This is a genomic window from Paraglaciecola sp., assembly GCF_051252315.1.
GTDB lineage: Bacteria > Pseudomonadota > Gammaproteobacteria > Enterobacterales > Alteromonadaceae > Paraglaciecola.
Genome location: NZ_JBPOFP010000113.1, coordinates 1 through 14,198 on the forward strand (window position 1 = coordinate 1; position 14,198 = coordinate 14,198).

Genomic DNA, 14,198 nt, shown 5'->3' on the forward strand with positions numbered 1-14,198 from the left:
CCTTATGGCGGTTTTTTGGTATTTGGCTATTCTTACTACGGATTGGTATTAATGGAAATAAAAATATAGGAGTTAAATATGTCGTATTTAGACGCTTTTGTTGTCGCTGTCCCAAATGATAAGAAGCAAGAATATATTGAACATGCAAAACTGTCGGCTGTTGTTTTTAAGGAGCATGGCGCACTAAAAATAATCGAATCTTGGGGCGATGATGTGCCCGACGGTGAGACAACGTCTTTTCCTTTAGCTGTGAAATGTAATGAAAATGAAACCGTTGTATTTTCAACCGTACTTTGGCCTTCAAAAGAAAAAAGAAATACTGGTTGGGAAGCCGTTATGTCAGACCCTAGAATGTCTCCAGAGCAAAACCCAATGCCATTCGACGGTAAGCGGTTAATCTATGGTGGGTTCGATTTGTTGTTGGAGTCTTAGCTGATTTTAATGTAGTTAAAATGATAAAGCCTACTAATTGTCGAACTAGTAGGCTTAATATCATTAAGTGTTAGATATAATTTATAATTCGCATGTTAAGCAGTAGGCATAAACCCCTTTGGGATCATTTAACTTTGCGACGGCTTCAATATCAGTCGTTAACTGTTTCACTAAACCAAACAAAGCTGGCGTGCTTTGGCTTTTAAACGTACCGCCTAAGCTAACTGCCGCTTTTTGAAATAACTCCTTCCAAAACAATTCACTTTTTGAAAGCTGGCGTTCAATATATTGAGTGTCATATTCAGTAAGGTTGGCTAACTCGGCTGCTGCGTTAACCCCATCTTGTAAGTAGCCTAATTCATCAACTAGCCCAATTTCAATGGCTGTGGTACCAATCCAAACTCTACCTTGAGCAATTTGGTCGACTTGTTCTTTAGTCATATCACGATTGTTGGCAACGAGTGAAATAAAACTGTCGTATCCGTGTTCGATTCCCCGTTGCATTATTTTAGCCATTTTAGGGTTAAGACTTTTGCTAACACTCATGCCCGCAAACTCAGTAGTACCCACACCATCAGTATGTATCCCTAAATAATCCAGGGTGTTTTCAAAGGTGAGGAACATACCAAATATACCGATTGATCCGGTAATAGTGCTTGGCGCAGCGAGTATTTTGTCTGCACCAGCTGAAATCCAATACCCACCCGACGCGGCATAGGTACTCATAACCGCTACAACAGGTTTACCAGCGTTTTGTAAGTTTTCTACTTCTTGGCGAATTATTTCAGAAGCGAAGGCACTTCCACCTGGAGAGTCTACATATAAAACAACAGATTTTATGGAGTCGTCTAAACGAGCTCTACGTAATAGTTGGGCCGTACTATCGCCGCCTATTGTGCCTGGCTTTTTATTACCATTTAGAATAGTTCCTTTGGCTACTACTATTCCCACTTTTTTGATGTCTTTGTTTTTGTAAGGGAAAGCCGGTGTAATCACTTTAAGGTAATTTTTATAGGAGATTGAATTATAACCTTTACCACTTTTGTTGGTGCCTAATAAATCAATCAGCTCTAAGCGAATTTCTTCTCTGGTTTTTAAAGCATCTACCCAACCAAACTCTAATGCGTATTTTGCAAAGTCACCATCTACCGTTTCAAACTTTTCAATAAAATCATCTAGCTTTTCATCAAAGTTGGCAACTTCTACCCCTCGAGCTGCGGCAACACTGTTTTTGTATTGATCCCACATACCAGTTAACCAGGCCTTATTGGCTTCTTTAGCTGCGTCAGACATATCATCTCTAATATACGGTTCAACGGCTGACTTATAGGTGCCCACTTTAAACACGTGTGTTTGTGCTTTTAGTTTTTCGATGGCTGATTTGAAATAAGTACCAAAACGTCCATACCCTTCAAACAACATAAACCCCATTGGGTTTAAATATAAATGATCAGCGTGACTGGCTAAGTAGTATTGGTTTTGGCTGTAGTAATCACCAATTGCATAAATTGGTTTTTCGCTTTGTTTAAAGTCGTCTAAAGCTACGGCAATCTGTTCTAGTTTATCTAACCCCGCGCCACCCAATCCATGTAAATCTAATATTAACGCTTTTATACGTTTATCTTGTTTAGCATTTTCAATGGTATGTAATACATTTTGTAATAATACTTCTGGGTTTTCAGGCTCCTGCTCTAACGCTTCAGCCATAAACTCTTCGAAGGGGTCTACAGCTTGTTTTTCAATGACTAAATCACCTTTTAATTTGAGCACTAAAGCTGAATTATGGGGAACTGTGATGGGATTGTTGTCTTTCATAGCCAAAGAAATAATGGCAATAAAAATAAAGATAAAAATGATGTTTAGAACCAATTTTCGGCTGAAGTTTAACGCCGTCCAAATACCGACAAAGAGTGACTTTGTCCAACTTTTTCCTGATGACATAAGTAAATAACGCATTTCTAATTAATATACCTTCATCCTATCTAAATATTGGCTAGGATGAAATTTACAAATGTAATTTTTTGTAACTTTTACTAATGGAGTAAATGCGTTTACACTGGTCAGACTTGATGAGAGTTAATTATTAGAGGCTCCTTATGACACCTAATCAATTTTACCCCAACTTGTTTCAACCTTTAGATCTAGGTTTTACCCAATTAAAAAACCGTACCTTAATGGGATCTATGCATATGGGGTTAGAAGAACAAAAAGGGGGATTGAAGAAATTAGCCGCTTTTTATGCTGAAAGAGCCGCAGGTGGAGTCGGCGTTATTGTCACAGGCGGGGTAAGCCCAAATAGACGAGGTTGGCTATTACCTTTTGCTGCACGAATGTCATCTAAAGCTCATGCAAAGCATCATGAAGTCATTACGGATTCTGTGCACCAGCACGACGGCAAGATATGTATGCAAATTTTACATGCTGGGCGTTATGCCTATCATCCATTTAGTGTGGCACCGTCTGCCATTAAATCCCCCATCAATCCTTTTAAGCCTAAGGCTCTATCCAAAAGAGCTGTGTTATCCACAATTGACGATTACGCAAACAGTGCTCACATGGCTCAATTGGCCGGTTATGATGGTGTTGAAATTATGGGCTCTGAAGGTTATTTGATTAACCAGTTTATTTGCTCTCGAACTAATCAACGTGATGACACGTGGGGCGGTTCTTTTAAAAATCGAGCTAAATTTGCTGTTGCAATAGTGGATGCAATTCGTCAGAGAGTTGGACCCAATTTTATTATCATTTTCCGATTGTCTATGTTGGATTTAGTCGAAGGAGGGAGTACCTGGGAGGAGGTTGTTGCTCTAGGTAAAATGCTTGAGAGTGCTGGTGTCAGTATTATCAATACAGGAATAGGTTGGCATGAGGCGCGTGTTCCAACTATTAGCACTATGGTTCCTAGAGCTGCTTTCACTTGGGTTACGGGGAAAATGAAGGAAGAAGTTAGTTTACCTTTAGTGACAACTAATAGGATAAATACGCCTGAAATAGCTGAACAGGTTTTGGCGCAGGGCCATGCTGATATGGTATCTATGGCTAGACCGTTTTTAGCTGACGAAAAATTTGTACAAAAAGCACAGCAAGGAAAAAGTGAGTCTATAAACACTTGTATTGGTTGTAACCAAGCCTGTCTAGATCATGCTTTTAAGCGTAAGCGAGCTACTTGTTTGGTTAACCCCAGAGCAGGGTATGAAACAGAGCTTAATTTCTCTTTAACCACTCATAAACAAAAATTAGCTGTAGTGGGGGCTGGTCCTGCTGGATTGGCTTTTAGTTGTTATGCAGCACAGCGAGGCCACGAAGTTCATCTATTTGATAAAAATAACGAAATTGGTGGGCAATTTAATTATGCTAAACGTATTCCAGGTAAAGAAGAGTTTTATGAAACCTTACGATACTTTTCTAACAGAATAAAAGAGACAGGTGTAAAGCTACATTTAAATAATGCTCAAACGATTGATAGTCTTGCTAAGGACAGATTTGACCAAGTGATATTGGCCACAGGTATTTTGCCTAGAAAATTAGATTTTGAAGGTGTGGAGCATGAAAAGGTCTTATCTTATTTAGATGTACTTAGAGATTCTAAAAAAGTAGGTGCCAAAGTAGCGATAATTGGGGCAGGAGGCATTGGGTTCGATGTGGCGGAATTTTTAGTTGAAAAAGAGTCGCTGACGACTAAACCTGACCAATGGTTAAAATATTGGGGGGTTGATAAAGAGGTTAAACATCTCGGTGGATTAATGTCTCCAAATGAGGAACCTGCTGAACGAGAAGTATTTTTACTTCAGCGTAAAAATACTAAAGTCGGAAAAGGGTTGGGAAAAACTACAGGTTGGATTCATCGCAGTGCTTTACAGCGTAAACAAGTCACTATGTTGTCAGGGGTTAAATATATTAAAGTGGATGATCAAGGATTACATATCGAGATAAATGACCAAGCTCAATGCTTAGACGTTGATAATGTGATTTTGTGTGCAGGTCAAGAGCCTTTAAGAGAGTTGTATGATGGACTTGTAGCCAATAATGTCAAAACACACTTGATAGGTGGAGCAGATGTCGCTTCAGAGTTAGATGCTAAACAAGCTATTCGCCAAGGAGCTGAACTCGCCGCTGTTATCTAGGGGAATTAACCACAGAGTTCATTAACATTAAAAATAGACTCTGTGGTTTATGCCCCTAAATTAGCAGGCCAATCGACTTATGTGGCCACTTCTGTATTGGATAAAGAAGAGGAGGCTGCTTTGTTTCCTTTTACCTTTTCTACTAATAAATAGTTAATAGGCACAAGAATTAAAGTAATAAAAGTAGCGAATAGAATACCAAAACCTAAAGACACCGCCATTGGGATCAAAAATTGCGCTTGGGTAGATTTTTCAAATAATAACGGCATTAAGCCTATAAATGTGGTTAAACTCGTTAACATTATGGGCCTAAATCGAGAGGCTCCTGCAGTTAATACCGCGTCCATAAGTGCTAGTCCCTCTGTTCTCTTTTTGTTTATGAAGTCAACCAATACTAACGAATCATTTACCACGACTCCGACCAAAGCCAACATGCCCAATACACTCATTATGGTTAAAGGCATGGCCATTAACCAATGGCCAATAACGGCGCCTATCATGCTAAATGGTATAACACTCATCACGATCAATGGTTGAATATAAGATTTAAACGGTATGGCCAATAAGCCGTAAATAGCAAAAAACACCATCAATAACCCGAAGCCTAGTGATGAAAATGATTCTCTTTGTTCTCTGGCCTCACCCTCTAATTTGTAATCCACTCCTGGATATTGACTCACCAGTTCTTTAACGTATTGATCTAAATCTGCCTGTAATACCGTCATGTTGGTATTATTTTTATCTACATCGGCTGTGACACTTACAGTTCGAAAACGGTCAACTCGGCGAATTCGAGAGGGGCTCTTGCCTGGTGTAAGTGTGGCAACGTGAGCCAAAGGTACCGTGCCACCTTTAGGCGTTTTAATTAAGATATTACTCAAATTACTAATTGAACGTCTCTCTTCAATTGGCAGTCTTACCATAACGCGAATATCGTCACGGCCTCTTTGAATACGTTGAACTTGGCTACCAAAAAAAGCGCTTTTAACTTGATTTGAAATACTGACTCTGGTTAAACCTAACGCTTTGCCTTGTTGCGTTAGCTCTATTTGTAATTCTTCTTTGCCATCAGACATACTGTCAGCAATATCGAACACAGTAGGGTAGGTGGTGAGCCTTTGTTTTATTTTTTCTGCTACCTCTTGCAACATAATTTGTGAGTTACCAACGAGTTGAACATCAATTGGATCCGACGAACGGCCAATCTCTGCTCTAAAAGTCACACTTTCAGCTCCAGGAATATCACCAATCAACCCACGCCATTCACGGACTAATTCCGCTGATGTAATGGGGATGTCACGACTTTCTGGAGGGGTAATTTCGAATCGAACTGAGCCTATATTTGATGCGCCACCACGCCCTCCTGTGGAAGACAATATATTAAGTACGATACTTTGACCGGTTTCTTCATCGGTATATTTTTCTTTCAGTTCTTTGGCTTTGTCTACCATCTTAACAACGTACTGATTGGTGACCTCAAAATTGGTCCCCGTCGTCATTGTGAGTGATGCCCTGACTGTTTCACTTGGAACCCGGGGGAAAAATACAAACTTAGTCCAACCGCTCATGAGTAAGGTAGCAATTATGACAAAGGTACCGATAAATACAGATAGTGTGGCGAATTTATGTTTTAAACAAAATCCAAGTAGAGGTTGGTAATAATTAATTATTGCCCGCTCAAAACCATCAGCAAAGTTTTGTTGCCATTTTTCTAAACGGTTTTGGCTCTTTTTTTCATCTCTTAATTTAATGCGTTTTAAGTGAGACGGTAAAACAAACTTAGATTCAATCAGAGAAAATAATAATACCGGAATAACAATAACGGGGATTTGTGAAAACAAGCCACTGCGCCCGCCTTCCATAAATGCAAAAGGTAAAAATGCAACTATGGTTGTCAAAATACCAAAAGTTACTGGCGTAGCCACTTCTTGCGTGCCTCGTATAGCTGCTTGTTCGCCTGATTCTGCAGTACGCAGATGGGAGTATATGTTTTCCCCTGTAACTATCGCATCATCGACGACTATCCCAAGTACCAAGATAAAACCGAATAAACTAATAATGTTAAGTGTCACGCCAAAGATAGGCATGGCTAAGAAGGCCCCCATAAAGGACACTGGGATACCTATGAATACCCAGAAAGCTATCGCTGGACGTAAGAATAAGGTTAATAATAGGAGTACTAAAATACCACCTTGCAGTGCACTGCCAGACAAGGTCGCTATGCGGTTTTTAACTATTTGTGAGTCATCATCCCAAAAACTCAGTTCATAACCCAAAGGCAATTGAGATTGTTTGTCGTCTATGTATTTCCTAACTTTTTCACCCACATCTATGGCGCTCTGTTGGCCTATTCTATATACGTCAATATACGCTGCCTGTTTACCATTGAACCTTGAACGAATCGGAGTTTCTTCAAAGCCATCTTTAATATCAGCAATGTCTTTTAAACGTAAAATTGAACCGTCAGCTTTGGTTTTGATAGGAATGTTTGCGAAATCGTCTTTACGATAGGCTTGCCCTTTAGACCGAATTAGTACATCGCCTCCGTCTGTTTTAATATTTCCTGCAGAAATATCTCGACTAGAACTAGCCACTGCGTTTGAAACTTCATTTAAGGTTAGGTTATATTGTCGTAACTTTTGTTGCGGGATTTCCAATGCAATTTCGTAATTACGTACACCTGCCAACTCAACTTGGGTAATTCCGTCAATTCGTAGTAAATCGTCTCTTACTTTTTCTGCAAATTCATTTATCTCTTTTTCACCATATTCACCAGCAATAGTCACGGCGATCACTTCACGTTTTCGTTGTGCTAAAGACACCACAGGTTTTTCGGCTTCTGCAGGAAAGGTATTGATGGCGTCTACTCTGGTTTTGATATCAGATAACATTTCTCTCGGATCGTAATCTGAGTCTACCGTGATCGTGACACTAGCTGAGCCTTCAGAAGAGACACTGGTAATCCGTTCAATACCTTCCAAATCTTGAACCGCTTCTTCAATTAAAATAGCGACGCCAAGTTCGGTGTCTTCCGGTGTGGCACCGCGTAGGGTGACTCGTACATCAATCCGATCAGATTGAAATGAAGGGAATACTTCGAGTGGAATACGGCTAGACAAAGAATACATACCGGCAAACAGTATGGTAACCATAAGTAAATTAGCCGCCACATGATTTCGAGCAAACCAAGCAATCATGAATCTTCTCCTATTCGTTTTGAACTAGGCATTACATTGATTTTAATCATTGTTAGCGGCCTCCTGGCTACCTTGAGGTCCTTTTCTGTTTCCCTTTTTACCTTCACCTGATTGTCTGCGCGCTTTTAATTCCTCAACACTAATACCCATACGTTTTGCTATTTCTGCTATTTTACCTTCTCGTCCTTGTCCACTTTTGGGCCTAGTTCGATTTGGTTTTTCACCTGAAATAATCACAGGTGTGCCTGAACTGACTTGTCCTAAAGGCGTGGTGACGAGTGTTTCACCTGCAACTAGTCCACTTTCAACAATCGCTTGGTGGTCGTTCTGCCATCGAATTTCTATGTCTCTTCTTAACAATATTCCGTTTTCGACTAGGTAAACGTAACTTCCTTGATAAATGGAACTGTTGTTGATGATAATCGCGTCTTGAATGGTTTTACCTTGCACTTCAGCACTGACATATTGGCCAATTTTAATTGACGTACCGGGATGTATGTCGGCGTTATATGGTTCAGCAATTTGTGCAACGATATATAGTTGTTGAGAGTTTGAATCTATAGCCGCTTCTGTACGAACAACATGGCCTAACCAATCTTGGTTTTTAGTCAGGCTAGAGGTGAATCTAGCTTCTATTGCATTTTGCAGAGTTGGTTTGTTTTTCGCTGATTTAAAATCTTCTGGAAAATTGACTAGGTCTATATCGTTATTATTAATCGGTAATCGTATTTCGACAGAGTCGGTAGAATAAATTTCGGCTACCTTGCTATTGTTTGGTATGACCTGACCAAAGTCTACTAACTGAGCTAAAACTCGGCCATCGTAAGGGGCTTTGATTTCTGTTCTTTCTAAACCTAATTGTGCGCGAGATAAACTTGCTTCTGCAGACAGTAACCTAGCTTTAGCCGACTCTAATTGCGGTTTTCGCAATACTAAGTCACTTGGTTCTTTTCCATTGCCTAAACGTTGCCAATCAATTGCGGCTTGTTTTGAGTTAGCTTGTTCTTCAAGTAAGTTTTGTTGGGCTGTTAGTAACCCCGCTTCAGCAATTTTTACATTGGCTAAGTAGTCTCGTTGATCAAGTTTAACCAACACGTCGCCTTTATTGAAAAAGCCCCCATTTCTAAATGCGGGGCTAACATAAATAATCTCTCCCGATACTTGAGCCACTAAAGCACTTTGTGTTGTTGGTTGAATTGTTCCGTAACTGTCTACAACCACTGTAAACTCTTGCGGTATGAGTGGTTGTATATCTACCGTCAATTGTGGTGTATTTGGTGGCCCGCCTCTTCTGTTTTGCGGAGGGTTGTTAAGAATTAAGTTTGCCGCAACAGCTGTGATTAATAATATGCCCGTAGGAATTAGCCATTTTTTAATATTACTCATCTGTTGAGCCGTCCTGTGAATTGTTATCTGTTATGTTGTTTTTATTTGAAAAATCACCGCCTAAAGCAAGGTGTAAATTAACCCTGTTAGCTAATAGTTGATTGGTGATTTGAATTAGACTGCTTTGTGCATTAAAGGCTCTACCTTGTGCATTAAGTACCGTTGTATAGTTCACTAATCCTCTTTGATATTGTTCAAATGCTAGTGTTTCTGCAGCTAAAGCATTCTTTTGGGCAGATAAAGTAGCTTGATATCTAACGTGTAAACTTGCTTCATTTGTAATCGCGTTTTCAACCTCTGTAAACGCATCATACAAAGTACTTAAATATGTTTGTTCTTGTTGTTTAAGTCGTAGTTCGGCTATTTTTTCATTCGACCTTAATGTACCAGCATTAAATATTGGTGCCGTTAACCCACCCAATATGGACCAAGCAATGGAAGAGGTAGACAATAAATCTGATAATTCTTCAGTAGAATTGGACAATGAAGCAGTCAGCCTAAGACTAGGAAACCTTTGTTTATGGGTAAAAGCTAACGTCGCGTCCTGAGCTAGTACTTTATACCATTGTGCATTTAGTTCTGGCTTACGGCTTATAATGTCTGAAGGTAATCCTATTGGTATTTGTTTAGTGAGCAGTGGTAAATTTTGTTCATCAATTTGATTTATTATGTTTCCGCTTGGATAACGTCCTAATAATTGTTCTAACGCTCTGGCTGATTCTATTAAGTTTGCTTTTTGGTTAGCTAAATTTGAGGTTTCACTATTTAATTCATTTCGAGATAAATAAACATCAAGCGCCTTATTTACGCCTTGTTGATAGCCAGACTCAATAATATCTACACTTTGTTTCGCGTTATTCACTCGTTGTTCAAAAAGGATTGATAATTTATTGGCTGAAATTAGGTTAAACCAAGCAATAACGACCCGTGATACTAAGTTTTGAGTGTTTTGTTGATATTCTGCTTGCGCTGCGAGCAAGTTAAGTTGAGAGGCTTGTTGGTTGTCAGATAGTTTTCCCCACATATCGACTTCATAACTAGACTCAAGTTTAAGTGTATTTCTATTGGAAATATCACCACCTATTGCTGACTTAGCTCTATTAGATGTTAATGATAAGTCTAAATCAGGTAAAAAATTAGCGCCCGTTTGTATCACTTGTTGCTGAGCAATCGCGACTTTATATGCGGCTTGTTGCTGAGCTTGATTAGACTTAATTGCTTCCATTGATAAAGATTTAAGCAATGGGATGTTAAAGTCTTCTATCCAATTATCTTGTGCAGATCCTGTATTGACATTAGATTGCCAATTTTCGGGGATTTGATACTCACGTAATTCAGTACTTACTTGGCTCTTATTGGCACAACCAAATAAAAAGATACTTAAAATTAAGGGACTATAAAATTTCACTAGGGGGAATTCTTCTCATAATGTTGATTGCAATCAATTTATAGGATAGGAAACCAAGGTTAAAGTGATTTACTTAACTTTTACAAAAGAAAACAGAAAAGGACCTCAGTAATAATTACTGCGTGGTTGATAAACTACTCCATCAATTAAGAGCAAAAACAAAGGTTAGGTAAATATTAGCTAATCGTTATCTAATACTCATGTTTACCGCGGCAATAATTTTAAAGTACATACCTCAAAGTTACATTTAGCTAATTAAAGGAAAACATTATGCCTAATCCACTTGAAGTATTACTCGACCCGTTATCTTTGGGGCTTTTATCGCTCTACGCGTTTATGATTATTTTAGAGTTCTTATTCCCAGCAAGAAAGTTACCAAATATTAAGGGCTGGTATTGGCGTTCGACTATTGTGTTTGTTGTGTATTTCTATCTATCATCGTATTTGCCTATGATTTGGGATCAATATCTATTGCCATTTCAATTGATAGATATTAGTCATATGAACGTTTACCTCAGCACTTTTATTGCTTTGTTTGTGTTCGAGTTATTGGTGTATGTGTGGCATAGGGCTATGCATCAAAATAAATGGTTATGGCTGTCGTTTCATCAAATGCACCATAGTGTTGAACGTTTAGATACTTTTGGTACTTTCTACTACAGTCCTCTAGATATGGCGGGTTTTACTTTATTAGGCAGTTTGACCCTAACTGTAGTTATGGGCATAAGTGCAGAGGCTGTATCGTTATTTTTGTACGTCAGTATGTTTTTGGTATTGTTTCAGCACGCTAATATTAAAACACCGCAATGGATTGGGTTCATAATACAAAGGCCTGAAAGTCATTCTGTACATCATCAAAAAGGTGTTCATGCCTATAACTATTCTGATTTTGCCATCTTTGACATATTGTTTGGTACTTTTAAAAATCCTAGAGAGTTTAATAATGATATTGGTTTTTATAGCGGAGCATCGGCCAGAATAGGGGATATGTTATTGGCAAAAGATGTCTATAAACCAGAAGGAAAGCGTGCATCTGAACTGGCTTGATACCGACAATATTGATAAGCAAAAAAGCTTAGAGCCGTTTCCATTTCTGGATCTAGGGCACTAAGCTTTTTAACTCATGGATAGACTAGAGTCATCGGATGTTAATGAGACACTTTGATCCTCTCAATTGAATTGGTAGCTGCAATATGGTTTTTAGGAGTAGGGCCCATTCTAAAATCTAATTGTACTTTAAGTCCCGTTTGTCTTTGTGCTTGGCCACCTTGAATTCGAGGTTTATATTCCCATTGCACTAGAGCATCTTTTGCGACCTTATCAAATACACCGTCTGGAAATGAGTCGATTACTTTTACATTATCTACATTGCCGGTGCTGGTAATATCAAACTCCAAAATTACCGAGCCTTCCTGTTTGTTTTTAACTGCCTGTATTGGATATTTAGGTTCGATTCGTAAAATAGGCTTAGCCATATTTATTTCGCTTGTTTGGGTCGCTTTCTCGGCGACGCCTGCAAACGCGACTCCGCCTAATAGTGAGGCACTAAATACCAAGGATAGACCAATTAAACTGGGTTTTATTTGGGGCTTGTTTTTTATATTGTGAATGCGTTTAAACATACTTTTTTTCTCCGAGTAAGGTGAATAAATAGCAAAATTGCTTAATGGTTTTTGAGCGCACTGGATCAGTGCTTTACTGTAGGAAATTTTTTCAGCAGTCGTGGTGTTCTTTAAAACGGCTTCATCACAGGCTAATTCTTGACTACGTCTAAATGCCTTGTAAGCCAACCAAAACAAAGGATTGAACCAAAACATAGCTAATATGATTAATGCAATTCCATTAAAAACGTTATCGGAACGTCTGTAGTGGGTGAGTTCATGTTGCAAAATGAGTACTTGTTGTTGCTGTGTAAAGTTGTCCTTAAAGCCCACAGGTAACAATAGCGTTGGCCGAAATATGCCACAAACAACAGGGCCGGTTATGTCTGAATGAGTGAACACTTTTAGCTTTTCAGGTAACGGAATTAACATCTTAGAATTTGAAAACTGCTTAACAATTTTTTTGTTAAAGGAGTATTGGGTTATGGCAGCTAAGCTTAAAATACTGAGCGTTCCAAGTGTCCACAGTAGTAACCATACTGAAGTGTGTTCGACTTGTGGCGTATAGGTTTTTAGATCAACGATATAGTGATAAATTGGTTGCTCACCAGAAACCGTAATGTCCTGCGGCATATTATTCACAAGCAAGACTAAAGGTAACAACAACCATAATAAATAGACTGTTTTGGCCCCTATAAATTTGAGGGCTTTAGCTTCAATAAACAAAAGTATAAGAGTGACACTAGAAACCAATAAAAGTTGCGAGAGTAACCAATTAATCATTGTTCTTCTCCCATTCTTGTATCAAAGACTTAAGCTCCACAACATCCTGTTTAGATAAGGCGTTATTACTGGCAAACCCTGCTACCAATGGTGCTACCTTGCCATTAAATAGTCGACTGACTAAGCTTTGACTTTCTATATCCGTGTAAGCATTACGCTCTAATAACGGAAAATATAGGTAGCTTCGTTGTTGTTTATTAAAATCAATTATTTGTTTTTTTACTAATCGACTTAGTAAGGTTTTGACGGTTTTTTCATGCCAGTCTTTTTTTTGATTGAGCCTTTCGATTATTTCACTGGCTGTAGCTGGGTGGCCTTGCCATAACGCATCCAGTACTTCAAATTCAGTTTTACTTATTTCGTTTGATTTTTGCATATTATTATTGATTACACTTGTAGTCGATATATTTAGGATTACATTTGTAATCAGTGCTGTCAAATGTTTTTAGTTATCTAATTATTTTTATGGCTTATGCCAATGAGCCTATCTGATGTAATGGGGGTATATATCTAAGATAGAGAGGAGGTGGTTGCTTTTTAACAGCTAAAGCAAAGGCGTGAAGCTCGTATTAACGGCTCACCCATCAATGGGGCGGCTAATTCATATAGAGGCAAAGAGCCTCAATGGAGGCTACTTTGAACTATCTTTGTTATCCGTACAGCAATACTTCGGTTCTACAAACCATTGTGATATTGCACATTTGTTGATTCAGGCACCATGGTTTTCAACGTTTCTGTTACCAGGCTCACCACCTGAGGATTGTCTGCTGAATGATTATTTAACAATTTTTCAAACTGTCTCACCAATTGTATTTTGTCTGGTGATTGTTTGTCGCCTGCACCAATGTTAGTGAGATCTAACATAAAATCGTCGAACATGTATGCAAGATCTTCTATCACCTGCGTATTTACAAATTGGTCTTGGTTGTAAATGCTAGGGTATCCGGCTTTTTGTTTATCAATAGCAAAGGATTCACCCTTTAAATTGGTAATACTTGTGGATTTATCACAAGACAACATACAGCCATTGTCAATTCGGGGCTTTTCACAACCAACACTTTGCTGGAAGAAACATTGTCTGCTGGCCATCAGTAAAATAGGGTGGTATATGCTGTATAACAATTTGAAGTTTTTAGGTCGGGCAATACTGTTAATTTGCATTCTATTAATTTCATTAGAAATAAATGCCCCGCTGCAATTAAATTCTTCTTGCATGGCTAAAAGTGCGTATGAATTCGTCGTATTTAAATAAGGTCCGGCTATCCAT

Annotated in this window: 9 protein-coding genes and 1 pseudogene; 3 read left to right on the forward strand and 7 right to left on the reverse strand. The window is 38.7% G+C overall.

Going from position 1 to position 14,198, the window contains the following annotated elements:
• The first annotated feature begins 78 nt into the window (after nucleotides 1-78).
• A complete protein-coding gene (locus ACSHXM_RS17625) occupies nucleotides 79-432 on the forward strand; it encodes a DUF1428 domain-containing protein (RefSeq protein WP_435690919.1) in 354 nt (117 codons plus the stop codon).
• Between the two features lie 81 nt (nucleotides 433-513).
• Here ACSHXM_RS17625 and sppA read toward each other — a convergent pair whose 3' ends face one another.
• Complete coding sequence (gene sppA / locus ACSHXM_RS17630) at nucleotides 514-2,373, reverse strand: signal peptide peptidase SppA (protein ID WP_435690935.1); 1,860 nt, start codon at nucleotides 2,371-2,373, stop codon at nucleotides 514-516.
• A 155-nt stretch (nucleotides 2,374-2,528) separates the two neighbouring features.
• Here sppA and ACSHXM_RS17635 point away from each other — a divergent pair, with 155 nt between their 5' ends.
• Nucleotides 2,529-4,556 carry an FAD-dependent oxidoreductase gene (locus tag ACSHXM_RS17635; RefSeq protein ID WP_435690921.1) on the forward strand — a complete coding sequence of 676 codons (2,028 nt, stop codon included), beginning with the start codon at nucleotides 2,529-2,531 and terminating at the stop codon, nucleotides 4,554-4,556.
• Between the two features lie 77 nt (nucleotides 4,557-4,633).
• On the opposite strand, the gene ACSHXM_RS17640 is transcribed toward ACSHXM_RS17635, so the two are convergent.
• From ACSHXM_RS17640 to ACSHXM_RS17650, 3 genes are read right to left on the reverse strand one after another with little or no spacing between them, the layout of a single operon-like run.
• Nucleotides 4,634-7,753, reverse strand: a complete 3,120-nt coding sequence (locus tag ACSHXM_RS17640) for an efflux RND transporter permease subunit (RefSeq protein WP_435690923.1) — start codon at nucleotides 7,751-7,753, stop codon at nucleotides 4,634-4,636.
• 42 nt (nucleotides 7,754-7,795) lie between these two features.
• Nucleotides 7,796-9,139 (reverse strand): efflux RND transporter periplasmic adaptor subunit, encoded by a 1,344-nt coding sequence (locus ACSHXM_RS17645; RefSeq protein WP_435690925.1) that lies wholly within the window; start codon nucleotides 9,137-9,139, stop codon nucleotides 7,796-7,798.
• On the reverse strand, nucleotides 9,132-10,547 hold the full coding sequence (locus tag ACSHXM_RS17650) for an efflux transporter outer membrane subunit (RefSeq protein WP_435690927.1): 1,416 nt from the start codon (nucleotides 10,545-10,547) through the stop codon (nucleotides 9,132-9,134). The genes ACSHXM_RS17645 and ACSHXM_RS17650 overlap by 8 nt, the downstream gene beginning before the upstream one ends.
• Nucleotides 10,548-10,817: 270 nt before the next feature.
• On the opposite strand from ACSHXM_RS17650, the gene ACSHXM_RS17655 reads away from it, so the two are divergent.
• Nucleotides 10,818-11,594 (forward strand): sterol desaturase family protein, encoded by a 777-nt coding sequence (locus ACSHXM_RS17655; protein ID WP_435690929.1) that lies wholly within the window; start codon nucleotides 10,818-10,820, stop codon nucleotides 11,592-11,594.
• Between the two features lie 101 nt (nucleotides 11,595-11,695).
• Here the strand turns inward: ACSHXM_RS17655 and ACSHXM_RS17660 are convergent, their stop codons facing one another.
• The 3 genes and pseudogenes from ACSHXM_RS17660 to ACSHXM_RS17670 all read right to left on the reverse strand — a co-directional run.
• Nucleotides 11,696-12,931, reverse strand: coding sequence for a M56 family metallopeptidase (locus ACSHXM_RS17660; protein ID WP_435690931.1), 1,236 nt, complete (start codon nucleotides 12,929-12,931; stop codon nucleotides 11,696-11,698).
• Entirely contained in the window at nucleotides 12,924-13,307 is a 384-nt protein-coding gene (locus ACSHXM_RS17665; protein WP_435690933.1) for a BlaI/MecI/CopY family transcriptional regulator, read from the reverse strand. Before ACSHXM_RS17665 ends, ACSHXM_RS17660 begins: the two co-directional genes overlap by 8 nt.
• Before the next feature lie 299 nt (nucleotides 13,308-13,606).
• Nucleotides 13,607-14,198, reverse strand: a pseudogene (locus ACSHXM_RS17670) (U32 family peptidase); the annotation flags it as partial.